17 protein-coding genes and 1 tRNA gene are annotated in these 26,318 nt (G+C 35.7%); 4 read left to right on the top strand and 14 right to left on the bottom strand.

Going from position 1 to position 26,318, the window contains the following annotated elements; genetic code table 11:
- Positions 1-22 precede the first annotated feature (22 nt).
- From L1S34_RS02345 to L1S34_RS02315, 7 genes are read right to left on the bottom strand one after another with little or no spacing between them, the layout of a single operon-like run.
- Positions 23-1,180 (bottom strand): cytochrome c oxidase subunit II, encoded by a 1,158-nt coding sequence (locus tag L1S34_RS02345; protein ID WP_236362630.1) that lies wholly within the window; start codon positions 1,178-1,180, stop codon positions 23-25.
- A gap of 19 nt (positions 1,181-1,199) precedes the next feature.
- Positions 1,200-2,582: a quinol:cytochrome C oxidoreductase gene (locus L1S34_RS02340; protein WP_236362628.1), complete on the bottom strand. Its 1,383-nt coding sequence runs from the start codon at positions 2,580-2,582 to the stop codon at positions 1,200-1,202.
- A gap of 27 nt (positions 2,583-2,609) precedes the next feature.
- Positions 2,610-3,155, bottom strand: coding sequence for a c-type cytochrome (locus L1S34_RS02335; RefSeq protein ID WP_166133049.1), 546 nt, complete (start codon positions 3,153-3,155; stop codon positions 2,610-2,612).
- Positions 3,156-3,162: 7 nt separating this feature from the next.
- Positions 3,163-3,687: a DUF3341 domain-containing protein gene (locus tag L1S34_RS02330; RefSeq protein WP_166133047.1), complete on the bottom strand. Its 525-nt coding sequence runs from the start codon at positions 3,685-3,687 to the stop codon at positions 3,163-3,165.
- The gene (gene nrfD, locus L1S34_RS02325; protein WP_166133045.1) at positions 3,680-5,083 is read right to left on the bottom strand and encodes an NrfD/PsrC family molybdoenzyme membrane anchor subunit; all 1,404 of its coding nucleotides are present in this window, start codon (positions 5,081-5,083) and stop codon (positions 3,680-3,682) included. The genes L1S34_RS02330 and nrfD overlap by 8 nt, the downstream gene beginning before the upstream one ends.
- A 37-nt stretch (positions 5,084-5,120) precedes the next feature.
- Positions 5,121-8,177: a TAT-variant-translocated molybdopterin oxidoreductase gene (locus L1S34_RS02320; RefSeq protein WP_236362625.1), complete on the bottom strand. Its 3,057-nt coding sequence runs from the start codon at positions 8,175-8,177 to the stop codon at positions 5,121-5,123.
- A 29-nt stretch (positions 8,178-8,206) separates the two neighbouring features.
- Complete coding sequence (locus L1S34_RS02315) at positions 8,207-9,550, bottom strand: c-type cytochrome (protein ID WP_236362623.1); 1,344 nt, start codon at positions 9,548-9,550, stop codon at positions 8,207-8,209.
- A 215-nt stretch (positions 9,551-9,765) separates the two neighbouring features.
- On the opposite strand from L1S34_RS02315, the gene L1S34_RS02310 reads away from it, so the two are divergent.
- The gene (locus L1S34_RS02310; protein ID WP_236362621.1) at positions 9,766-10,155 is read left to right on the top strand and encodes an SPOR domain-containing protein; all 390 of its coding nucleotides are present in this window, start codon (positions 9,766-9,768) and stop codon (positions 10,153-10,155) included.
- A 353-nt stretch (positions 10,156-10,508) separates the two neighbouring features.
- On the opposite strand, the gene infB is transcribed toward L1S34_RS02310, so the two are convergent.
- The 4 genes from infB to L1S34_RS02290 form a co-directional block, all read right to left on the bottom strand.
- Entirely contained in the window at positions 10,509-13,382 is a 2,874-nt protein-coding gene (gene infB / locus L1S34_RS02305) for a translation initiation factor IF-2 (protein ID WP_236362619.1), read from the bottom strand.
- A gap of 113 nt (positions 13,383-13,495) precedes the next feature.
- The gene (gene nusA, locus L1S34_RS02300; protein ID WP_210787906.1) at positions 13,496-14,749 is read right to left on the bottom strand and encodes a transcription termination factor NusA; all 1,254 of its coding nucleotides are present in this window, start codon (positions 14,747-14,749) and stop codon (positions 13,496-13,498) included.
- A 13-nt stretch (positions 14,750-14,762) separates the two neighbouring features.
- On the bottom strand, positions 14,763-15,227 hold the full coding sequence (rimP, locus tag L1S34_RS02295; RefSeq protein ID WP_187038231.1) for a ribosome assembly cofactor RimP: 465 nt from the start codon (positions 15,225-15,227) through the stop codon (positions 14,763-14,765).
- Between the two features lie 242 nt (positions 15,228-15,469).
- A tRNA-Gln gene (locus L1S34_RS02290) sits at positions 15,470-15,540 on the bottom strand.
- 256 nt (positions 15,541-15,796) lie between these two features.
- Between L1S34_RS02290 and L1S34_RS02285 the strand changes: the two genes are divergently transcribed.
- Entirely contained in the window at positions 15,797-19,102 is a 3,306-nt protein-coding gene (locus L1S34_RS02285) for a glycosyltransferase family 117 protein (protein ID WP_236362617.1), read from the top strand.
- A gap of 139 nt (positions 19,103-19,241) precedes the next feature.
- A complete protein-coding gene (locus tag L1S34_RS02280) occupies positions 19,242-19,883 on the top strand; it encodes a polysaccharide deacetylase family protein (RefSeq protein ID WP_236362615.1) in 642 nt (213 codons plus the stop codon).
- A 15-nt stretch (positions 19,884-19,898) separates the two neighbouring features.
- Here the strand turns inward: L1S34_RS02280 and L1S34_RS02275 are convergent, their stop codons facing one another.
- From L1S34_RS02275 to L1S34_RS02265, 3 genes are all read right to left on the bottom strand, one after another.
- Complete coding sequence (locus tag L1S34_RS02275; RefSeq protein WP_236362613.1) at positions 19,899-20,195, bottom strand: thioredoxin family protein; 297 nt, start codon at positions 20,193-20,195, stop codon at positions 19,899-19,901.
- A 73-nt stretch (positions 20,196-20,268) separates the two neighbouring features.
- A complete protein-coding gene (locus tag L1S34_RS02270; protein WP_236362611.1) occupies positions 20,269-21,504 on the bottom strand; it encodes a metallophosphoesterase in 1,236 nt (411 codons plus the stop codon).
- Positions 21,505-21,673: 169 nt separating this feature from the next.
- Complete coding sequence (locus tag L1S34_RS02265) at positions 21,674-23,167, bottom strand: hypothetical protein (protein ID WP_236362609.1); 1,494 nt, start codon at positions 23,165-23,167, stop codon at positions 21,674-21,676.
- Positions 23,168-23,480: 313 nt separating this feature from the next.
- Between L1S34_RS02265 and polA the strand changes: the two genes are divergently transcribed.
- The gene (polA, locus tag L1S34_RS02260) at positions 23,481-26,318 is read left to right on the top strand and encodes a DNA polymerase I (RefSeq protein WP_236362607.1); all 2,838 of its coding nucleotides are present in this window, start codon (positions 23,481-23,483) and stop codon (positions 26,316-26,318) included.

Raw genomic sequence — 26,318 nt, 5'->3', positions numbered from 1 at the left:
TACTTTAAATTTTCTTTAATAATTATTTCATTGCAGTAACAGCAACCTCTTTATCTCCCTTAACAGCGGCAGAATCACTTCCAACAGCTGCATCAGTGGCAGCAGGTTCAGCTAAAGCAGCTTTAACTTCATTAACTACAGTAGCCTTATCTTTTAACCAAGCTTTATAATCTTCTGGAGTATCTACAATAATTTTCATCTGCATGTTATAGTGAGAAGCACCACAGATTTTATTACACAATAACAAATAGTCAAACGTGTAAGGATCTAAAGCAGTTTCGCCTTTAGCAACCAACTCTGCACTCTTTTTAGCACGCAAAGCATTTATATTAGCAACTTTCTCAACCATAAAAGGTAATTCTCTATACTGAGCAGTTGTGTAAATTGGTTCAAAAGCAAATTGAGTTACCATACCAGGAACACAGTTCATCTGGGCTCTAAAGTGAGGCATGTAAGCTGAGTGTAACACGTCTTGAGAACGCATTTTAAACAATATCTTTTTACCTACAGGGATATGTAATTCTGTAACAACAACATCATCTTGAGCATAAGGATCACTTAAATCAACACCTACAGCATTAGCTCCTTCAATGTATCTTACATTTGCCTTACCTAGCACATTATCAGAACCAGAATATCTAGCCTTCCAATTAAATTGCTGTGCATATAATTCAATTACAACTGTATCCTCATCTTCATCAACGAACATAATGTTTGTCCAAGCATACAAACCGTATAGAATCAAACCTGCCAAAACAACAGCCGGTATAATACTCCAGATTGCTTCTAATTTATTATTATCCGCAAAATACAATGCTTTTTGACCTTGTTTACCTCTATATTTAAAAGCGAAGTAATGCACTAATACTTGAGTAATAGCTTGTACAGTAAAAATAAGAACCCATGTAACGTTCATTAAATTATCAACCTCTGCCCCATGCGCTGAAGCCGGAGTGTGCAATACAAGATTACCCCATTTAAATAAACCGTAAATTGTAAAAATATAGATGAAGGCTAAGAAACCAAACATCAAATACCCTTGAATATTATTGTCATTATCGGTTGCGACTTCTGAACCATCACTACTAGAACCAACTTGCGTCAGATCGAATATTTTAGTCAATTGCCATAAAGCAACAGCTAACAAAACTAAAACTATGATTACCAACAAACTTGTCATCTGTTTATTTCTTTAAATATTAATAATGAAAATGTTTACTTTCCTCAATAAACGGATTTCTTTTTGCCAATAAAGGAGATTTAGCTAAAGCTGAAAAGACAACATATATAAACAATCCTAAAAAGAAAAGAACTGAAGAAATCTCTGAAACTCCTATGAACCATCTGTCACCAACTGTCCCAGGCATAACCATATTGAAAAAGTCCAAATAGTGACCACTTAAGATTACTACACCAGCCATTACCAAAACCCAAGATATTCTCTTAAAGTCGGTATTTATTAAAATCAACAATGGAAACAAGAAATTCATGACAACAGCACCAAAGAATGGTAGATTATAATCTTGAATTCTCGTAATAAAATAAGTTACCTCCTCAGGGATATTGGCATACCAAATCAACATGAATTGAGAGAACCATAAATAAGTCCAGAAAACACTTAAACCAAACATAAATTTAGCTAAATCGTGAATATGACTTGTATTCACAAATTCTAAGTAACCTCTAGACTTCAGATACAAAGTAACTAAAGCTATAGTGGTAACACCACTTACAAAGAAACTAGCGAAAACGTACCATCCAAACAATGTACTAAACCAGTGTGGATCGATAGACATAATCCAATCCCAAGACATTATAGACTCAGACACAATAAAAAACACTAAGAACATGGCAGATAACTTAAAGTTCTTTTTGTACATTAAATCGTCATTTGCCTCATCTTGAGCTAAACAATTTTTACGTGAATAATACTGATAAAGACACCATCCAGAAAGGAAGATAGCTGCACGAACAATCCAAAATGGGAAATTCAAATAACCCGACTTATTAGCAATTAGTTTATCATGAGCAACAACCTCCGGATCTAACCAAACAAACATGTGATTGAAATGAAGCCCACACAACACTAAGATTACAAAAAAGATTGCAGCACCTACAGGCAAATAAGAAGTAATCCCTTGCATTACTCTAAATAATACTGGGGACCAACCAGCCTGCGCTACTTGCTGAATTGCATAGAAAGCCAAAACACCTAGCGACACAAGCATAAAAAAGATACATGCAACATACAAAGCAGACCAAGGCTTGTTTTGCAATTGATGTAAAACATGATTTAAATGCTCTTTGTGCTCAGCATCAGCAGAAACTTCATGCGATGGAGCTTTGTGACCTTCTACTTCATGTCCTTTTTCTGAAGAAGCATCGTCATGAGTAGCCTCAGCACCATGAGCTGGTTCAGCGTGAGTTGAACCACCATGTTCACCATGAGTTTCAGCGGCGAGCAATTGCTCTACCTGTTGAATATCTTTGGGAGCACTATAAAAACCGTATCCAATACCCAAAACTCCAAGAGCCATAAGGATGAACGAAAAGGTTTTTAATTTACTTGAAAATGTATACATATCTATTAAGATGAGTTTGTTCAACAATTATAATTCACTTTTTAGTTTAAGAACATAGTCAGCAACTAACCAACGTTCTTTGGCGCTCAATTGATTGGCATGCGAACCCATTGAATTCAAACCGTAAGTTACAACATGGAAAATACTTCCTTCTGTAATAACTCTATCCTTATAACTAGGAACACCTAAAAACTTTTCTCTTTCTACTAATTTACCTTTACCATTACCAGCAGAACCGTGGCAACTTATGCAGTAAATTTCATAAAGCTCTTTTCCTTTTTCTGCATCTCTGCTTAAAGAATCGAGAGGAGATTTCAAATTAGCCTTAGCTAATTCATAACCAGCAGTAGAATTTTCATATTCATAAGGTTCAAAACCTCTGTTTACAGTACCTGCAGCAGGAAGCTGACCTTCCTTACCATCTTTAAATGCAGCCGACTCAGCGTAAGTTTCATAACCTACAGACTCATACATATTTGGAAAATACTGATAATTAGGTGCAGCATTATCTTTGCATGATGCAACTAAAATAGTTAAACCAAATAAAAGTGTTATTTTATGTGCGCTTTTCATATCTCGATTAATGCTTATCAATTACTTTTACTTCTACAGCTCCTGTCCCTTGAAAGAAAGAAATTAATTCTTCCTCATTATTGTTAACAGCCACCTCCATTAAAAAGTGATCATCTGTAGTTCTCACATCTGGATTTTCAGCTTCCTTAAACGGCCACAATTTACTTCTCATATAAAAAGTGATAACCATCAAGTGAGCAGCAAAAAATACTGTAAGCTCAAACATAATAGGTACGAAAGCTGGCATGTTTTCAATATAACTAAAACTAGGCTTACCACCGATATCCTGCGGCCAATCTTGGATCATGATGTAATTCATCATTGCCGTTGCAACAGAAATACCCACACATCCATAAAGGAAAGCACAAATAGCTAATCTTGTTGGTGCAATTCCCATTGCTTTGTCCAATCCGTGAACTGGAAAAGGGGTAAAAACCTCTTCAATATGATGATGAGCTGCTCTCGTTTTTTTAACCGCATCCATCAAAATATCATCGTCATTATAAATGGCGTATATTACTTTATTACTCATGGTGTGAATCTTTATTTGCTTCTCTTTCTCTCTTGTAGTTATCTCCAGTTCCTTTCAAAATTGTTTTAACTTCCGCTTGTGCAATTACAGGGAATGTTCTTGAATATAATAAAAACAATACGAAGAAGAAACCAATAGTTCCAATGAAAATTCCAATATCAACAAATGTTGGCGAAAACATAGTCCAAGAAGATGGCAAGTAATCTCTGTGCAATGAAGTCACGATAATTACAAAACGCTCAAACCACATTCCTATATTTACAACAATCGAAATGACGAATGAAAACATAATACTAGTTCTCAATTTTTTACTCCACATGAACTGAGGAGAAAACACATTACAAGTCATCATTGCCCAGTAAGCCCAAGCATAAGGACCAGTAGCTCTATTTAAGAAAGCATATTGCTCATACTCTACTCCAGAATACCAAGCTACAAAAAGCTCAGTAATATACGCCACACCAACAATAGAACCTGTAATCATGATTACTATGTTCATTAATTCGATGTGCTGTAAAGTGATGTAAGCTTCCAGATTAGATACCTTTCTCATAATAATAAGCAAAGTGTTTACCATTGCGAATCCTGAGAAAACTGCCCCAGCTACGAAATAAGGCGGGAAAATGGTAGTATGCCATCCTGGAATAACAGAGGTAGCAAAGTCCATCGATACAATCGTATGCACAGATAGTACTAAGGGAGTAGCTAAACCAGCAAGTACCAATGATACTTCCTCAAAACGTTGCCAATCTTTAGCTCTACCACTCCATCCAAAACTTAGGATAGAATAAACTCTTTTGTTAAATGGCGTTACAGCACGGTCACGTAACATTGCGAAGTCAGGTAGCAAACCAGTCCACCAGAAAACTAATGATACTGAAAGGTAAGTAGAAATCGCAAATACGTCCCATAGTAACGGTGAGTTAAAGTTAACCCATAGAGAACCGAATTGGTTTGGTATAGGCAAAACCCAGTATGCCAACCATGGACGCCCCATGTGAATGATTGGAAATAAACCTGCTTGAATAACAGAGAAAATTGTCATCGCTTCGGCAGAACGATTAATCGCCATTCTCCAACGCTGACGGAAAAGTAATAATACTGCAGAAATCAAAGTTCCTGCGTGACCAATACCTACCCACCAAACAAAATTTGTGATATCCCAAGCCCAACCTACGGTTTTATTCAAACCCCAAGTTCCGATACCTGTAGATACGGTGTATACAATACAGCCTAAACCCCAAAGGAAGGCTATTAATGCGATAGAAAATACAATCCACCAATGTTTATTCGCTTTTCCCTCAACAGGAGCTGCTACATCTACAGTTACATCGTGATAAGTTTTATCACCTATAACTAAGGGTTTTCTAATGGTTGCTTCGTAGTGAGACGACATAATCCTTTATATTGATTCTTAATTAAATTTTTTTGTACTAGGTATTTCTAACTTTAACATGATAAATCACGTTAGGTTTTGTTCCAACATGCTCCAATAAATGGTACATTCTTTCATCAGAAGCTAATTTAGTAACAGCAGCTTCTTTATCATTTACGTCACCAAAGACCATAGCACCAGTTGAACATGCATTTGAACAAGCAGTTTGGAATTCACCGTCAACGATAGATCTTCCTTCTCTCTTAGCTTTCAAAATAGTAGCTTGAGTCATTTGGATACACATTGAACATTTCTCCATAACCCCACGAGAACGAACATTTACATCAGGATTTAATACCATACGACCTAAATCATCATTCATGTGGTAATCGAACTCTGTATTTTTATTGTACAAGAACCAGTTGAAACGACGTACTTTATACGGACAGTTGTTTGCACAATAACGAGTACCAACACATCTATTGTATGCCATGTGGTTTTGACCCTGACGTGAGTGCGAAGTAGCAGCCACAGGACAAACAGTTTCGCATGGAGCATGATTACAATGCTGACACATTACAGGTTGGAAAGAAACTTGTGGATTATCACCCGGTTTCTCCATTTCATTAAATGTAGAAAGTGAACTAGTTAAACCAGCAATATTCTCTTTTCTTTCAACATCCGCATCGAAAGTAGATTCAGAAGAATAGTATCTATCGATACGCAACCAATGCATATCACGACTTCTTCTTACCTCTGCCTTACCAACAACAGGTACATTATTTTCAGCATGGCAAGCAATAACACAAGCACCGCAACCTGTACAAGCATTTAAATCAATAGACAAATTGAAGTGATGCCCAGTGGAACGATCGAATGAATCCCACAAATCAACTTTTGTAGCTTCAACTTCCATGTGGTCTAATGATACAACTGGTACTTCATTCCATACATGAGCATCTTTAGTATTAAAAATCTCCAATGAAGTTTCCTTGATAATATCACCTCTACCCATTAAAGTTTTTTGTCCTTGAACACATGCAAACTCATGTTCACCACCTGCTTTAGTCAAAGTAATGCTTTGTACATTACTGAAACCTTTATATAAAGAATAGGCATTTAAACCTACCATCATTTCTTCTTTCAAAGCCGCTTTACGACCATAACCTAAAGCCAAACCTACAGTACCAACTGCTTGACCTGGTTGAACGATTACTGGAATGTTTTCTAACTTTAAACCATCAGCAGTAGTAATGCTAGCATAACTACCATTCAAACCACCATTAGCTACAATTTCATTACTCAACCCATATTTTGCAGCATCAGCATTTGAGACTGTTAAGTAGTTATCCCAAGAAACTCTTGTGATAGGATCTGGAAACTCTTGCAACCATGGATTGTTAGCCTGTTGCCCGTCTCCTAAACCAGTTTTTGTGTACAAAACTAATTCTAAAGAATCTGATTTTTTACTAGTTGCTAATGTAGAAGCAGCAGCACTATAATCAGCAGAACCGGCAGTAGCTGCAGGAATACCACCTACAAATACACCATCATGCAAAACTTTATTCCAAGTAGAGCCACTAATAATAGATCCTGAATTCCCTTTAATGTAATCATAGAAAGTACCAACAGTTCCATTTAAAGCCATCAATACATCTTGAAATTGCATTGTATCAAATAATGGACGAATTGTTGGTTGAGTAATGCTATAAGTTCCCTTAGTTAAACTAAGATCATTCCAAGACTCTAAATAATGAGCAGCAGCAGCAGCCACAGTTGATAACAAAGCAGTTTCATCTTCTTTCAAAGAAAAAGCTACCGATGTCTTAACCTTTTTTAAACCTTCTTGAAAAGCAACAGTATCGGCAAGAGTATAAACTGGATTAACACCACTCATAATTAAAGTGTGTACGGCACCAGAATTCATATCAGCTACTAACTGAGCTACTTTTTCATTCGATCCTTTTCTAATCTGACGTACGCCAGAAGTATTAAACGACTCGCTAGCTAAAGCTTTGTTAATTGCAAGAACCAACAATTGAGCATTTTTATCTTGAATACCTGAAACCAAAACTCCTCTTGATCCAGCAGCTTTCAATTGTTGTGCAGCTTTATTAACTTCTACCTTAAATTTCTCATCAAGAGAAACTGAAACAGAAGAACCAGTTACCACATTATAAATGTGAACCAAAGCTTGTTTTTGATTAGCAACAGACATTGGCACACGCTTATCAGCTGCAGCACCAGAAAGTGTCATATTTGCTTCTAGTTGAAAATGACGAGACATTTTACCTGCTTTAGGAATTCTTCCTTGAGCATATCCAGCACCATATCCTCCACCTTGCCAATCTCCAAGGAAATCAGCTCCAACAGAAACGATTAAAGAAGCTTTTGAAAAATCATAATCAACTAAAGCTCTTTCCCCGTATACCATTTCAAAGGCATCCAAAGCTGGAGACTCTGAAACAGCATCATAAACAACGTGCTTAGCATTTGGATTTTTAGCAATAAACTCACCTATCAGTTTTTCAGTAGATGGACTTGCTAATGTATTTGTTAACAATACTACTTGACCACCTTTTGCAGAAGCATCAGCAATACTTGTTTTTAACTTTGTTTGAACTGCAGACCAAGATGCATTTTTACCTTCAATCTTTGGTTGCTTTAAACGCATACTATCATAGAGTGAAAGAATAGATGCATGAACTCTTGCATTTGCACTAAACTTTGCACCAGCGATTGTATTATTGTCAATTTTAATTGGACGACCTTCGCGAGTTTTAACCAATAAGTTAGCAAAATCGAAACCATCAAAAACTGTAGTAGCATAATAATCAGCTACACCAGGAATGATTTGTTCTGGTTGAAGAACGTAAGGAATCGACTTGTTTACAGGTCCTTCACAAGCCGCAAGCGTAGCCGCCGCAGTACTAAAACCAACGTACTTTAAAAAATCACGACGTGAAGTTGAAGAAGATGACAAAGCATCACCGTTACCTAAGAATTCATCAGTAGGAATTGGCTCAACAAACTCGTTATTTCTAAGCGCCTCAACAATAGAACTATTTTTGTCTAGCTCTTCAACACTTTTCCAGTATTTTTTGTTTGATGACATATATAAATATTAAAAACTTAATAATTCAATTAATAGTGGCATTTTCCACACTCTAAACCTCCCATTTGTGCTGCAGTCAATTTGTCAACACCGTATTTTTTAGAAAGTTCATCGTGTATTTTAGTATAATACTCGTTTCCTTCCATTTTAACTTCGGTTTTTCTATGACAATCTATACACCACCCCATTGTTAACGGAGCAAATTGTTTCTGAATTTCATATTCTTGAACTGGACCGTGACATGTCTGACATTCAATTCCACCTACAGTTACGTGTTGTGAGTGATTGAAATAAACAAAATCAGGTAAGTTGTGAATTCTAACCCATTTAACTGGTTCAGTTTTTCCTGTATATGTTTGCGTAGCCTGATCCCAACCCACTGCTTTATAAAGCTTTTGGATTTGCTCATCATAGAAAGCTTTACTGTATTCTGGAGTAGCAGTAGTTTCAGCAACTTCAGCAATGTTTTTATGACAGTTCATACACACATTTAAAGAAGGAATACCACCGTTCTTACTTACTCTAGCAGCAGAGTGACAGTACTTACAGTTGATCTCGTTATCACCTGCGTGGATTCTATGCGAATAGTGAATTGGCTGAATAGGAGCGTAATCTTGATCGACACCCACTTGCATTAAAAACCCGTAAACAAAATAAGCACTTGACAAAAGCAAGAAAACAACAGTAACAAAAATCAAAAATTGATTTTTTGCAAAAGCTTTCCAAATTGGTGTCGTAGGCTCTTTTGGGGCAACTTCAATACCGTTTGCTTTGGCTACTTTAGTCAACACTCTATTTACCAAGAACAACATCACAACAAGTATAGCCAACACTAAAGCTAACGCACCAAGTATCAATGTATTTGACAAACCACTATCAGCAACCGGACCACCTGGAACAGTTGTACTTCCGTCAGCCGGAGCAGGAGCAGCAACTTCAGCTTTAGGCTCTGAAGTGTAAGCAATAATATTGTCAATATCAGCATTTGATAATTGTGGAAACGCAGACATTACCGCCTTGTTGTTTTCATTGAAAACCTTTACAGCAGCAGCATCTCCAGATTTAATCAATTCTGAACTATTTTTAATCCACTTGTACAACCATGGCATATCATGCTTGTTCGCAATTCCTCGTAATGCAGGACCAGTTGCTTTAGCATCCAGTTTATGACATGCTGCGCAATTTGCGTTGAACAATTCCTTACCTTTTACAGCATCTCCGCCAGAGGGAGCGGTAGCAACATCAGTAGTAGCCGCAGCTGCATCAGCCGCAGGAGCTTCTTGAGCAAATGAAGACAAAGAGAAAATCAAAGACAAGGACAAGCCTAGGACTAATTTTCTTGAGATCGAATTATGGTTACCCACCTTTTTCATATTGTATAATGATTATCTAGTAAAATTGGCACAGTTTTTTATAATAACTTTATGAAAAACCACTCCTTTATTTTAAAACTTCGACAAAAATACGACTTAAGAACTATTCTCAAAACCCTAAAATCGCCTTATTTCCAATTTATATTTATTCTAAATAATGTTTTATATGTGGATTCTATCATTAAATATTATTTTTGCCTAAAAACAAACAAGTTATGAAAATTACAGCGTTCCAAAAGGGATTTTACTTAATCCTAACCTACTTTATAACAACACATTTCGCAACTGCACAAGCAGAAGCAATTAACATAAAGCAAGACTCAAGATTTGAACAAATTCTGAACGAGAAAAGAAAAGTTAGTACTAACAGTACCATAAACGACCGCTATAAAATTCAAATTTTTAGTGGTGAAAGTGATAAAGCGAAAACCAATTTAGCTACTTTCCGACAAGAATATCCTGGAATTGATGGTACAATTGTGTTTTTCACTCCAAATTACAAGGTTTGGGTAGGAAATTTTAAAACAAGAATGGAGGCAGAACAACTTTTACTTGAGATAAAAAAAAGGTATCCTATGGTTCATTTGATTAAACCAAGCAGATAATTTATGCATCAACAAAATTTAAAAAGACAACCCAAATAGGGTTGTTTTTTTTTAGCAAAAACTAACCCAAAAACGTAACCGATAATTAAATTACAACTATTAATAAAAAGTAAATAAGAGCCATAAATTACGTGCAAAACCAACACAGAAAGCAACGCATTTTTAGCCAAAAAAATAAACTAGTTTTACTTACCACAACAACGAAACCACAAATCTATACTTGCTCTTAGAAACAAATTATTGTTTCCTTACATCAATAAAAAAAATAGAAATTATAAAAGGTAAGACGATTAAAATAAAGGCGTAAAAAAATCCCGACGAATCGGGATTTTTAAAATATAAATTAGAAAATATTATTTCAATTTCTTTTTTACAGCAACTTCATGGTACGATTCAATAATATCTCTTTCTTCAATATCATTGTATCCTTTAATTTGAATACCACAATCGTATCCTTTTGCTACTTCTCTTACATCGTCTTTGAAACGTTTTAAAGCAATTAGCTCACCGCTATGTACTACAACACCGTCTCTAATAACACGCATCTTAGCATTTTTAACGATTTTACCATCCATAACCATACTTCCTGCAATAGAACCAACTTTAGAGATTTTGAAAATTTCTCTAATCTCAGCAGTACCTAAAATTTCTTCTTTCATTTCAGGAGCTAACATTCCTTCCATTGCATCTTTAAGATCATCAATAGCAGCATAAATGATAGAGTAGTAACGGATATCGATTTCTTCCTTATCAGCTAACTGTCTTGCATTTCCAGCAGGACGAACATTAAATCCGATGATAATCGCATCAGAAGCTGAAGCTAACATAACATCAGTTTCTGTAATAGCTCCCACTCCTTTGTGAATGATATTAATTTGAATTTCTTCAGTTGATAATTTAGAGAACGAATCAGAAAGTGCCTCAACAGAACCATCTACGTCACCTTTAAGAATAATATTCAATTCTTTAAACTGACCTAAAGCAATACGACGTCCGATTTCATCCAATGTAATATGACGTTGTGTACGAACTGACTGCTCACGCATTAATTGAGAACGTTTGGCAGCAATTTGTTTTGCTTCTTTTTCATCTTCAAAAATGTTGAACTTATCACCAGCAGTTGACGCCCCATCTAAACCAAGTACAGATACTGGAGTTGATGGACCTGCCTCTCTAACAATATTTCCGCGCTCATCATGCATGGCTTTAATTTTACCATGATGCTTACCTGCCAACATATAATCACCAATTTTCAAAGTACCATTTTGAACTAAAATTGTAGAAACATAACCTTTACCTTTATCAAGGAAAGCTTCAACAACAGTTCCAGAAGCCGCTTTGTTAGGATTTGCTTTTAAATCTAAAATTTCAGCTTCAAGTAATACTTTTTCCAACAATTCTTTTACACCCGTACCTACTTTTGCAGAAATATCATGTGATTGAATTTTTCCACCCCAATCTTCAACAAGTAAATTCATACCTGCTAATCTTTCTTTTACTTTTTCAGGGTTAGCATTTGGCTTATCAATTTTGTTGATTGCAAATATAATTGGCACACCAGCTGCTTGCGCATGGCTAATAGCCTCTTTAGTTTGTGGCATGATATCATCATCGGCAGCAATTACAATAATAGCAATATCGGTAACCTGAGCACCACGTGCACGCATCGCTGTAAACGCTTCGTGACCCGGTGTATCTAAAAATGCAATTTTTTGACCATTATCTAAAGTTACTCCGTAGGCACCAATGTGCTGCGTGATACCTCCAGACTCACCTGCAATTACGTTTTCTTTACGAATGTAATCCAGTAACGATGTTTTACCGTGATCGACGTGACCCATTACCGTTACAATTGGAGCTCTGAAAACTAGGTCTTCTTCTCTGTCTTCAACAACTTGAATTGCTTCTTCGATGTCAACAGTGATAAACTCTACCTCGTAACCAAATTCATCAGCAACAATAGTTAAAGTTTCAGCATCTAATCTTTGGTTCATGGTTACCATGATTCCAAGTGACATACACGTTCCAATAACTTTAGTAATTGGCACATCCATCATGATTGCTATTTCACCTACAGTAACAAATTCAGTAACCTTAATAGTTTTACTTCCTTCGTCTAATGCTCTTTGCTCATCATCGGATTTTTGACGGTGTGTATCTCTTTTATCTCTTCTATATTTAGCCGCTTTAGATTTACCACCTTTACCTTGTAGTTTTTCTAAAGTCTCCCTAATTTGATTTTTAACTTCTTCTTCTGTTGGCTCAACTTTGGCCACAATAGCAGGTCTGTTTCCTTTTACGAAACCAGGTCTAGCACTACGATTGGCGTTAAAACCACCTCCACCAGTGTTTGGCGTAATTTTGTTTGGATTTGGAGCACCCGGAACAGCAGGAGGCCTTGGCGCACCTGGTTTAGGAGCTATCCTTTTACGTTTATTTTTATTGGCATTGGCTGCCGCAGAACCCGGAGCACCTGGTTTATTTGGTGTAATCTTTGGCTCTTCTTTTTTCTTCTTAGGCTTGTTGAACTGCGACAAATCAATCACTTGACCTGTAAGCGTAGTTCCTGACAACTTTTGGTATTGTGTAGTGATCGTTTCCTCTACTGGAGCCTCGTCTGCTTTTGCAACAACTGGCTTATCTTCCGATTTTGATTCAACAGGAACCTCTGCCTTCACCTCTTTAATACCCGCAATCGGTTTTACCTCTTTTTTGTCTGAAGCAGGTTTTTCATCCAAAGTTTTTTCTACAGCAACCTTTTCAGCTGGAACTTCTTTTGGAGTTACCGGCTCTGGTGTTTTTGCAGCAGCAGGAACAGTGTTCTCTACAGTTTTTGCAGGGGGAACGATAGCTGCTTTTTTCGGATTCAAATCAATTTTACCAACTTGAACAGGACCAGATAAAACTGCTCTTGCTTTGATCACCTCTTGTTGTTTTGCTCGCTCTTCATCCAATTTACGTTTGTCCTCGATTTCTTTTTCTCGTTCTAAACGTAAAGCTTCTTTCTCTTTTCTTTTCTCTTCGCCTACCTCTTTCGAAGCTTCTTTATTCCCTTTGTCACCCGCAAATTGACCGCACAAGACATCGTATGTTTCTCCAGAAATTTTTGCGTTTGGATTTGCTTCCATAGCAATTCCTTTATCTTTTAGATAATCCACAGCTCTTTCTAAAGAAATATTCAATTCCCTTAAAACTTTGTTTATTCTAATAATTCTCTCTTCAGACATAAAACCTTTTTATATTTACCTTTTTTGTTATTCCTCACTTTACTATCACTTCGATACCTATCGCTGCAATATTGTTTTGTAAAGTGGCATGTTTATCGTTGAAGAACTAGTGACTAACTGTCAAATTCCTCTTTCAATATTCTAATTACATCTAGAATTGTTTCCTCTTCTAGGTCAGTTCTACGTACTAAATCGTCAACATCTTGACTTAAGATACTTTTAGCAGTATCTAAACCAATTTTTGCAAACTCTTCAATAACCCAATCCTCAATTTCATCTGAAAACTCTGTTAATTCAACATCGTCCTCATCAGCTGTAGCACCAGCCACATCGCCTTCGCGAATTACATCTAGCTCATAACCAGTTAATAATCCCGCTAATTTAATATTGTGACCACCACGACCGATGGCTTTTGAAACTTCTTCTAATTTCAAGAAAACTTCAGCTCTTTTTGTTTCTTCATTAATTTTAATAGAAGATACTTTTGCTGGACTTAAAGCTCTTGTAATAAATAATTGCAAGTTGGTTGTGTAATTGATGACATCAATATTCTCATTACCTAACTCTCTTACAATACCGTGAATACGTGACCCTTTCATTCCCACACAAGCACCTACTGGATCAATACGATCATCGTATGAATCAACAGCTACTTTTGCTTTTTCACCAGGAATACGCACCACTTTTTTAACCATGATTAAACCGTCAAAAACTTCTGGAATTTCTTGTTCAAATAATTTTTCTAAAAACTTCTCAGAAGTTCTAGACATAATAATTTGCGGCTTGTTTCCTTTTAATTCAACGCTTTCAATAATTCCTCTTACATTATCTCCTTTACGGAAAAAGTCAGATGGAATTTGTTTTTCTTTTGGCAATACAATTTCATTTCCTTCATCATCAACCAAAATAACTACTCTAGGACGCACATGGTGCACTTCGGCAGTATAAATATCGCCAATTAAATCTTTAAATTGCTTGTATAAATTGGTACTATCGTGTTCGTGTATTTTCGAAATTAAATTCTGACGCAATGCTAAAATAGCTCTACGACCTAAGTCAATTAATTTCACCTCTTCCGAAACCTCTTCGCCGATTTCAAAATCAGGCTCAATTTTTCTAGCTTCTGTTAAAGTAATTTCTAAGTGATCAAAATCTAGATCTTCATCCGCAACGATTACTCTTCTTTGCCATATCTCCATATCTCCCTTATCAGGATTAATAATGATATCGAAATTATCATCTGAACCGTATTTTTTCTTTAATGCATTTCTAAATACATCTTCCAAAATTGCCATAAGCGTTACACGATCAATAAGTTTATCATCTTTAAACTCTGAGAATGAATCGATTAATGCTAAATTTTCCATGCGAATTCTTTAATTAAAATGTTACTGTAACAATTGCTTCTTTTATATCTGCGTAAGAAAGTTGTAATTCTTTCTGAACTGTTTCTTTTCCTTTTCCTATTTTCTTTGGTTCTCTTGCTTTCCAGGACAAAATTACAAAATCATCATTAGCATCTACTAATTCTGCTTCAATTATTTCTGTACCAGTCTTTACAATTAATGTACGACCAATATTCTTTTTGTATTGACGAACCATTTTTAAAGCAGATCCTACTCCAACCGAGGCTACCTCTAAAGAATAATCTTGCTCCTCACGATCTAAATGATTATCGATATAACGACTCACATCAATACAATCCTGCAACACAACACCTTGATCGCCATCAAGCGAAACAATTACCTTGTAGGCATCGGTGATAACAAGATCTATTAAAAACAAAGCAGGCTTCTCGGCCAAGGCTTCGTTTAATACGGAATTTACTTTTTCTTTAAATGTCATATTTTTATAAAAAGAGGGGACATTTAGTCCCCTCATTATCTAGATTTTAATAAATAACGGTGCAAAGATAGTCTTTTTTTTGTAATTTGAAATATTAGCACACCTTAAAAAGATCGCTTATTGCTTATATTTCATAAAATTACACTCTAATTGGAGCTCTATATCCAAAAACATTCTTTTACATCTCAAACAAAATTATCCTAAAACAAAAAAACCTCCCAAAAATTGAGAGGTTTTATTTGTTGGTCTACTAGGACTCGAACCTAGAAAGACTGCACCAAAAACAGTTGTGTTACCATTACACCATAGACCAAATTTGATTACTAAGTCGCTATTGTTCCTTAGCGAGTGCAAATTTAGACTATTTTTTAGTTTGCGCAAACTTTTTTCAACTTTTTATGAAAAAAAATTGATTTTTTTTTGAGCTAAAAGCACTACGTAGGCGAAAATAATTCATTGTCAGAGAGTTATTAATTCGATACTCTTTTCCAGAAAATAATGTTAATGCAACGAAGGTTAAACAAAAAAACATTTTCTTTGTATCCTACAATTTAATTAAAAAATAGTACATGGATAAAGCAGTATTCAATTTCAAAAAATGGAATACCATTTTAGGATGGTTCACATTTGGGATCGCATTATTAACCTACACTTTGACCGTTGAACCTACAATGAGCTTTTGGGATTGCGGTGAATACATTGCCACAGCAGCGAAGCTAGAGGTTGGTCACCCACCAGGAGCACCTTTATACCAAATGATGGGTGCTTTTTTTGCGATGTTTGCTACCGATCCAGCCCACGTGGCATTGATGGTTAACATGATGTCTGTTTTCTCGAGTGCTTTTACCATTTTATTTATGTTTTGGTCATCGACGCTTTTGTTAAAAAAATTAATTAGCATTGTATCTGCAACAGAAACAAGTAACACATCCAATCAAGATAATCATAATGATATAGTTGTATTAGGAAGTTCCTTTGTAGGCGCACTTGCTTATACGTTTTCGGACAGTTTTTGGTACAATGCTGTTGAAGCTGAAGTATACGCAATGGCCTCTCTATTTATTGCTTTACTATTTTGGTTGGGATTGAGATGGGAACAAGACATGGATAGTCCACGAGGAAATAAATGGTTGTTAGTCATTTCATTGGTTGTTGGCCTTTCATTTGGAGTACACTTTATGGCACTATTGACTATTCCAGCAATAGGATTTTTATATTTTTTTAAAAATTACAAAGTTGTTACTATTAAAAACTTTATTCTAGCAAATATCATCGTAATTGCGATTTTGCTATTCATTTTCAAACTTTTATTACCTCTTACCATGGGATTCTTTGGGAAAACCGAAGTGTTTATGGTAAACAGCTTAGGCCTACCTTTTGATTCAGGAACATTATTTGTTACCTTATTGTTGGTGGTTTTCTTTTATTTTGGTTTAAAAATTACAAAGGAAAAAGGATTAGTAACGTACAATACAGTATTGCTTTGTGTTCTTTTTATCTTAATTGGATTTTCGACTTGGATGATGCTTCCTATACGAGCAAATGCCGATACAGTAATTAATGAAAACAAACCATCAGATGCACGCGAAGTTTTGGCCTACTACAACAGAGAACAATACGGAGTAAACCCTTTGTTTTATGGACCTCAATACACTGAAAATTTTGCTGGTTTAGACAAAGACAAACCTTATTTGGACAAAGCACCTAATTACGAGCGTGATTACAAAACAGGAAAATATGTTATTGTAAACAACTTTAAAAACGCTGCTCAAAACACTGATGACAACCACAAGACCATTCTGCCAAGAATGTGGAGTGACGCGCATATAGAAAACTATATGAATTTTAGCAATCCGCCAGAATTTAGATTGAACCCTGAATATCCTTACGAAGATGATTTAGGTAAATATGGTATTGACCCAAGTCAGTTAAGCGAAGAGGATTATAACAAAGCCATTGCACAATTAAAAAATGAAACGGAGAAAATTGTAAATGAGTTCAGACGAGCTTATGCTCAGAATCAAATTGATAACGAAGGCTATGTAAAATTCCTGAAAAGCTATGGTGACTATTTAATTGTTGAAAAACCAACAACAGCAGACAACTTAGGCTTCATGATTGAATACCAATTTGGTTACATGTACTGGAGGTATTTAATGTGGAACTTTGTAGGACGTCAAAATGATGTGCAAGGCCGCTACGATTACTTAGACGGGAACTGGTTAAGCGGAATTTCGTTTATCGATGAACTACATTTAGGTAGCCAGGAAAATCTACCATCAGATGTACTAAACAATAAAGGACGTAATGTCTATTTCTTTTTACCATTTATTTTAGGTCTAATCGGATTGATGTATCACGCTAGTAAAGATCGCAAAAGCTTTTATGTTCTGCTTTCCTTATTTCTATTTACCGGAATCGCTCTAAAGATTTACTTAAACGAAAGACCTTTTGAACCAAGGGAGCGCGACTACGCCCTAGTTGGGTCATTTTACGTATTTGCTATTTGGATTGGTTTTGGAGTATACGCATTATACGAAAGTGCTCAAAAATACTTAGCTCCAAAAATTGCAGGACCAGCAATTATTGCTGCTACTTTACTAGCCGCACCGGTATTAATGGCTTCACAAAACTGGGACGATCATGATCGTTCTGGCAAATATACTGCCGTAGCAATGGCAAAAGCGTATTTAGAATCGTGCGACCCTAATGCTATCTTATTTACCATTGGAGACAACGACACCTTCCCACTTTGGTATGCCCAAGAAATTGAAGGTATCCGAACGGATGTCAAAATTGTAAACACAAGTCTATTTATGACGGATTGGTACATTGATCAAATGAAAACCAAAACTTACGAGTCGGACCCATTGCCTATATCGTTTACTCATGATGATTATGTTGGTGACAAGCTAGATTATGTAGCTCACATACCTAAAATAGATAGTCGTTGGGATGTAAAGGATTTGATTAGTTTTATCAAAAACCCACAATCAACAGTTGACATGCAAAACGGACAGACTATTCATTTTTATCCAACCAACAAAATCAGAATTCCTGTAGACAAGAATGTTATCATTAAAAACAAAGTGGTCAATCCTAAGTTTAATGATTCAATAGTATCATCATTAGATATCGAAATTAAAGGAAACGCACTATACAAAAATAGGCTAATGATGCTGGACCTTATTGCCAATAACAACTGGAAAAGACCAATCTATTTTAGTGGTGGTTCATCAGACAGCGAAGATTATCTTTGGATGAAAGACTATCTTCAGTTAGAAGGTATGGTTTACAAATTGGTTCCAATTAAAACCGCATTAGCAAAAGATGCTAGTCCGCTTGAAATGGGGCAACTGGATACTGATAACATGTATGCCAAAGTAATGAAATGGGATTGGGGCAATGGCGAAAGTCCAAAGATTTACCACGATCCAGAAACCAGACGCAACAGTATAACCTACAGAGCCAATCTTTCTAGGCTTATGTTACAACTTATTGCTGAAGGCAAAAAAGACAAGGCAAAAAACATCATTGAATTAGCGATGACTAAAATGCCTGTTGAATATTTTGGGTATTACTCACTAGTAGAGCCTTTTGCAGATGGTTATTACAAAGTTGGCGAAACTAAAAAAGCACAACAGCTTTTGAATCAATTGGTCAAAAAATACCAAGAAAACTTAAATTATTATGGCGGATTAAAATCATCTGAACAGTCAAGTATTGCAATTCCAATTATTACTGATATTGAACGATACAGAAGTTTATTAACAGTCATGAAAACAAATGGCGATTTGGCTTTTTACAACAAAAACAAAGTTAGCTTTAACACTTATATTAAAATGTTTGAGCGTTTTCAACGTGATTTGGAATAAAAGATTGAGCCCATAACAAAAGAGTGTTTTAGAATAGCCCACTAAGTCTATTACTAAAACACTCTTTTTATTTACAAACATTAATAAAACATTACTTCAAAACGTACTTGCACCAAAATTCACAAACAAAACAGGCTTTATGAACTTCTATTGGGTTAAAACAAATTGGCTTATCAAGCGTTTATTTCGCCGATACATTTGGAGTATTGACACAAAAGAACGTGCCGTATATTTAACTTTTGATGATGGTCCGATTCCAGAAATTACGCCTTGGGTACTTGCTCAATTACAAAAATACCATTGCAAAGCTACGTTTTTTTGTATTGGAGACAATGTAGCAGCAAATCCAGAAATTATTGCGCAAATCAATAGCTCAGGTCATCGCATAGGCAATCACACCCAAAATCATTTAAACGGCTGGAAAACTCAAAATAAAATATATGAAGATGATATTATAAATTGTCAAATCGAACTTGACAAAGCAACCACTACAAATCAATTGCCGTTATTATTTAGACCGCCTTACGGCAAAATAAAACCTAAGCAAGCTAAAACAGCTCGCCAATTGGGATATCGAATTGTAATGTGGGATATTTTAAGTGCAGATTTTGATACTACAATTACTAAAGAACAGTGCTTAAAGAATGTATTAACTGGAATACGGCCAGGAAGTATTATCGTTTTTCACGATAGCAAAAAAGCGTTCACTAATTTACAGTACGTGTTACCAAAAATTTTGGAATACTTACAACAGCACAATTTTGAATGCAAACCGTTGTGATACCGTACACCAATTTTAAACCTGCTCTTGTACTAAACTAATAATGGTATTGGCGTCCAACTCACCTGATTGCCTCCAAACCATTTGGCCTTCTTTATAAATCATTAAGGTAGGAAGTCCTTTAATGCGCAATGCATCAGCCAACTCTTTGTTTTTATCGACATCAATTTTTATGACTTTTGCTTTATCACCAAGCGCGGCCGCCACATCTCTAATTACAGGATGCATTGATACTGAGGGCTCACTCCAATCGGTATAAAAATCTATCAGTACCGGAATTCGAGTATTGATTAGTTCTCCAAATTTTGACATAAAACCAAAAATTTAATTTTGAAAATTAACTACAAAAAGTTAGTTGTATTACAAATGTAGCATTTTTAACCAATTATGCGATACTTACACCTTTTTTTAGTTCTATAACTGTAATTTCAGGCATGATACCTACTCGACCTGGGTAGGCATGAAAACCGAATCCTCGATTAACATAAACATATCGCCCAAGGTTTTCATACAATCCTGCCCATTGTGTGTATACATATTGCACTAAACTCCATTTAAAATATCCTGGAATCTCGATACCAAACTGCATACCGTGCGTGTGTCCTGACAGCGTAAGATGATAGTGTTTATCGTCATGTTGAACAACTTTGTCCCAATGCGAAGGATCGTGACTCATTAATATTTTAAAATCTTGTTTGGTTAATGAACCCGAAGCTTTTTTTAAGTCACCAGCTTGCTTAAAATTATGTCCCCAATTCTCCACTCCAATCAAAGCCAATTGATCTGTTCCTTTTTTGATAAACGTATGCTCGTTTAGCAATAATTTAAAATCAATGTCGCCGTATAGTTTTTTTATAGCCTGAAAGTTGGCTTCTTTTTCTTCCTCATTAGGCCAAGTAACATATTCGCCATAATCGTGATTACCAAGCACTGCAAATTTACCAAAAGGATGACTTTTAATTTTATTGAAAGTTTCAATCCAAGGATGCATTTCTTTAGCGTGCGTATTGACAATATCACCTGTAAATAAAATGATATCCGAGTTTTGTTCATTGACTAAATCAATAGCATATTGAATTTTCTCCGGATTATCAAAGCTTCCGCTATGAACATCTGATATTTGAGTAATTGTAAAACCATCAAATGCATCTGGTAAATCTGGAAAAAAAATACGCTGCTTTATTACTTTGTAATTGTATTTCCCAATGGTTACTCCATAAATTAGTGAGAGAAAAGGGACTGCAGCAAGGCCTAAACCTATTTTACTAATAAATTTTCTACGGGAATCAAAAAAAGCGGCGTCTTTGTCGTAGTTTCCAAAAAAGTGAATAGTTCCCACAAACAATCTGTAAACATCTTCTCCTAATAGCACGATAGTAATGAGCAACTTTGGTACATAAACCACCAACAGCAATCCCATGGTAAACATTGTTTGTTGAGTTTGCCCCACACTTCGATCAAACTGAGTGAATGCATAAACAATATAAATTAAAATTAGAACACTTAATCCTTGCAAGGACAACACCACCGGTTTGCTTTTAATTAAAGTTTTAAGAAACTGATAAGTATATAATTCTAATACAAAAAGAATCAAACTAATAAATACGAGACGAAAAATCATTAAAATTTATTTTTGGACAAAATAACGAAAGATTTGATTAAACCAAGGTAGCATTAATTAAAATTTAACGGTCGGTTAAGCATAATAAAATTCTTTTACTAAAAATGCAAAACAAAAAAACACACCATTAAAAACTTAATGATGTGTCTTTATGATCTTCACAACTGTACTATTTAACAATCAAAGTTAGATTGGGCGTAATGATACTATCGCCATTAAAAGTTGACACTAATCTTTGAGCATAAACTTCTACATAATCTGAATTAGATAATTCTACTAACGCATCTAAAGGCACTATTACGATGTCATTTGTAATTAACCCGCGCCCATAAATCTTAAACTGATTAATAACTTGATTATTTTTAGCAATGTAGATAATGTACGTTCCTGGGTTAGGTACTTGAAATGAAATAGAACCAGTTACTTGGAAAAGTCTTTTCTTTTTACCATCGTAAACTAATCGGTTACTAACACCTCCTGTAGAAAATCGAAACAAATTTGTTGATGCAGACACACCCGCAACTTTTAAAATAGCAGTTGGATTAATCGAACTCCCCGAAAAAGTTGTCTGAACCCCTTGACCAACAGGATAATCAAAAGTAAAATCACCGGCAGCAACAGCATCGGTTTCAGTTGGTATCCCAGCGCAACGTACATTCCAACTATTATTAAAATTATAGCCTGCATAACTGCCCGTAGCATATCGACCAACATAACCCACAGTATTAGTTCCAGTAAAAACAACTGATTCCATAACCGCATCTCCTGTTATTATTGGATTTGAAGAAACATCTACCCCCATGGCTGATCCATTTACTTCACAGAAGCCACCTTGCTTTTGAATAAAAGAAAATGTGCCTGTAAACTTTTCAAAAGTACCAGTGTTGTTACCAAACCAAGCAGTATTACTCAACAAAACTCTAGTTGAAGTGCCAAAAGTAATTCCTGTTGTATTTCCAGAATAATTTATCACTGAGAAAAACACTAATCCAAAACCACTTATTGTTCCAACATTGGCTGAGCCTGAAACGATAGAATCTCTAAATATAAAAGTTTGTGTGTTACCCGACGCCACCAAATTAAAAACAGCACTCCCTCCTGCAATACCTAGATTTTTTACGGTTCCTCCCGTCGCACCCTCAAATAAGGTACCACTTGATTTAAATAGTACATCCTCATTAGCGTCCAATCCTACTAAATAAGCATTGTTTAGGTCAATAGGGAAATTGACATTTATTGTGCCATTGATTTCATAATACGTGCCACTATCTAAAACATATTTTGAGCCGCCGCCATTAGCTAATTCTGCCGCCAAAACAGTGGATAGGACATCAGAAGATTTTATTCTTTTAAACTTTAATCGACCCGTAGTGGCGCTATTCATTTGCGTCCAAGCAGTCACTGATTGATTGTAATAACAAAAAGCTTTCAAATCAGTATCATACACCATTAATCCATCCGCTGGCGAAGCAATTGCATTTTTTTGTGCAGTTGTCATTCTTGGAGTAAGCATTCCCTGAGTAGTTGATGAAACATCCAATACTGAACTTGCATCTGGAGTAATTGTACCAACACCCACTTGCGCAGAAACCGTTGCAGTCAATATCATGAAAAACAAAAGACAGCTTTGTAATTTTCTTGAGGTAAAGTAATTTTTTTTCATAACAAATGAGTTTCAAATTATAAAAAAGTATGTTTTTAAATCTTAAGTCAAAACTAATTAATATTATCGATTAAAAACAAATAAAATCGATAAAATACATATTTTTTATCAAAATATAATTTATTTCTTATATTTTATCTAGATGGTTATATGTTTAAATTTGAATTATAAAACAATGAGTAGCTTTTTAGAGACGAAAAAAAACAGCATCCTAAAAAAATATCACGAGCTGATTATACCAAAAGATTTGCTAGCCCCTCTGCACATTGTGTTCTAAGTTTTGTACTTTTGAAATCTTTACAAATTCAAACTTATGTCAGTACAAAAAAGACTTTTCTTGCTCGATGCCTACGCCTTGATCTTTAGAGGATATTATGCTTTTATTAAAAATCCTAGAATTAACTCCAAAGGCATGGACACTTCTGCCATTATGGGATTTATGAATTCGCTAATGGATGTCATCAAAAGAGAAAAACCAGATCATTTGGCAGTAGCTTTTGACAAAGGAGGTAGCGAGCTTCGAAACGAACTTTTCCCGGAATACAAAGCCAATAGAGATGCCACACCAGAGGCTATTAAAATTGCCGTTCCTTATATTCAAGAATTGCTAAAAGCAATGCATATTCCTATTATTGAAGTAGCGGGTTACGAGGCCGATGATTTAATTGGTACCATAGCCAAACAAGCTGAGAAAGAAAATTTTAAAGTTTTCATGGTTACGCCAGACAAGGATTTTGCACAATTAGTATCTGAAAATATCTTCATGTACAAGCCTGCCCGAATGGGTAATGGAATTGAAATTTGGGGTATTCCAGAGGTACTTGAAAAATTTGAAATTGAAAGACCCGAGCAAGTAATTGATTACTTAGGAATGATGGGCGACTCTGCCGATAACATTCCAGGATTACCGGGTGTGGGCGAAAAAACTGCTAAAAAATTCTTAGCCGAATACGGTTCAATTGAAAATTTATTAGCCAATACCCATGAACTCAAAGGAGCTATCAAAACCAAAATTGAGGCGAATTCAGAGTTGGGTTTACTTTCTAAGAAATTAGCAACTATTTTATTAGATTGTCCAGTTACCTTCAACGAGGCTGATTATGAATTATCTACGCCTGATGTTGAAAAAACAGATGCACTGTTTAACGAATTAGAATTTAGACGAATGGCCGAGCAATTTGATGCCATTTTTAAAAATCCATCGCAAAACAACAATACGCCTGAAGTTACTAACGATGCGAAGCTTTACAAAAAAAGCACTAAAAACGACGACCAATTTGATTTATTTGGAACAGCTACAACTGATGAAGACGCTGTTAGTCGCACCGCTTTTTATAACACATTGGCAACAACACCACACGCCTATCAAATCATTCAAGGTGATTTAGGATTGCGCTTGCTCTTGCAAAATCTACAAAATCAAAGCTCCGTTTGTTTTGATACCGAAACTACTGGCCTTGATGCGCTACATGCAGAATTGGTAGGAATTTCATTTTCGTTTGAGAAAGGTAAAGGATTTTATGTTCCGTTTCCCGAAAATCAAGAAGAAGCACAAACACTTGCTGCCAAGTTTCTTCCGTTTTTTGAAAACGAAAACATTGAAAAAATTGGTCAAAATCTAAAATACGATCTCAAAATACTTTCTAATTATGGCATCACTGTAAAAGGAAAACTATTTGACACCATGATAGCGCATTACTTGATCAATCCTGACATGCGTCACAACATGGATATTTTAGCCGAAACCTATTTGCAATACAGTCCACAATCAATTGAAGAACTTATTGGTAAAAAAGGTAAAAACCAAAAGTCAATGCGCGATGTAGCTCTTGAGGAAATAAAAGAATACGCTGTAGAAGATGCCGATATTACCTTTCAACTCAAAGAATTATTCACAACCGAATTAGACAACACCGGAACAAAAAAATTATTTGACGATATCGAAATTCCGTTAGTTAAAGTTTTAGCCGATATGGAGCGCGAAGGCATTCGTGTGGATGTGGCTTTCTTGCAATCGCTTTCGCAAAACCTAACAGAGGACATAAAAAAGCTAGAACAAAACATCTACGAAACCGCAGGCGAAAAATTCAACTTAGCCTCGCCAAAGCAACTTGGAGATATTTTATTTGACAAATTAAAAATTGGTGGCGCTAAGCAAAAAAAGACTAAAACAGGACAATATGCGACTGGCGAAGAAATCCTAAGTTATTTAGCCGCGGAAAATCCAATTGTAAAAGATATTTTAGATTGGCGTCAATTAGTAAAACTACAAAACACCTACGTAGATGCCCTACCGAATCAAGTTGATGTTGCTACAAAACGCATTCATACGGATTACATGCAAACGGTAGCAGCAACAGGACGTTTGAGCTCAAACAATCCCAACTTACAAAACATCCCAATTCGTACTGAACGTGGTCGCCAAATCAGGAAAGCATTTGTTGCTAGAGATGAAAACTACACTTTAGTTTCGGCGGATTACTCTCAAATTGAGCTTCGCGTGATTGCCGCTTTGTGTGGCGAAGAAAATATGATTAAAGCTTTTCAAAATAAAGAAGATATTCATAAATCAACCGCATCAAAAGTATTTAATGTTCCGTTAGAAGAAGTGACTCGCGAACAACGTAGTCATGCCAAAACAGTGAATTTCGGAATCATTTATGGGGTTTCGGCATTCGGATTGAGTAATCAAACCAACTTGTCGCGTAAAGAAAGTGCCGATTTGATTGAAGCCTATTACCAAACGTATCCTAAATTAAAATCATACATACAAGATCAGGTTGATTTTGCCCGAGACAATGGCTATGTGCAAACTATTGTAGGACGTCGCAGGTATTTAAAAGATATCAATTCGCAAAACGCTATCGTTCGTGGTGGAGCTGAACGAAATGCCGTCAATGCACCAATTCAAGGAAGCGCCGCCGATATCATCAAAATTGCCATGATCAACATTCATAAAAAGTTGACCGATGAAAACTGGAAAAGCAAAATGCTCCTTCAAGTACATGATGAACTTGTTTTTGATGTACACAATGACGAACTAGATGCTATTCAGCCTATGATTAAACACGAAATGGAAAATGCTTTTCACCTAAATGTTCCATTAGAAGTTGAAATTGGCAAAGGAAAAGATTGGCTCGAAGCACATTAA

This window comes from Flavobacterium sp. K77 (assembly GCF_021608205.1).
Classification (GTDB): Bacteria; Bacteroidota; Bacteroidia; order Flavobacteriales; family Flavobacteriaceae; genus Flavobacterium; species Flavobacterium turcicum.
Note: the sequence above shows the minus strand (reverse complement) of the source record. Positions and strands in the feature narration are given on the sequence as shown.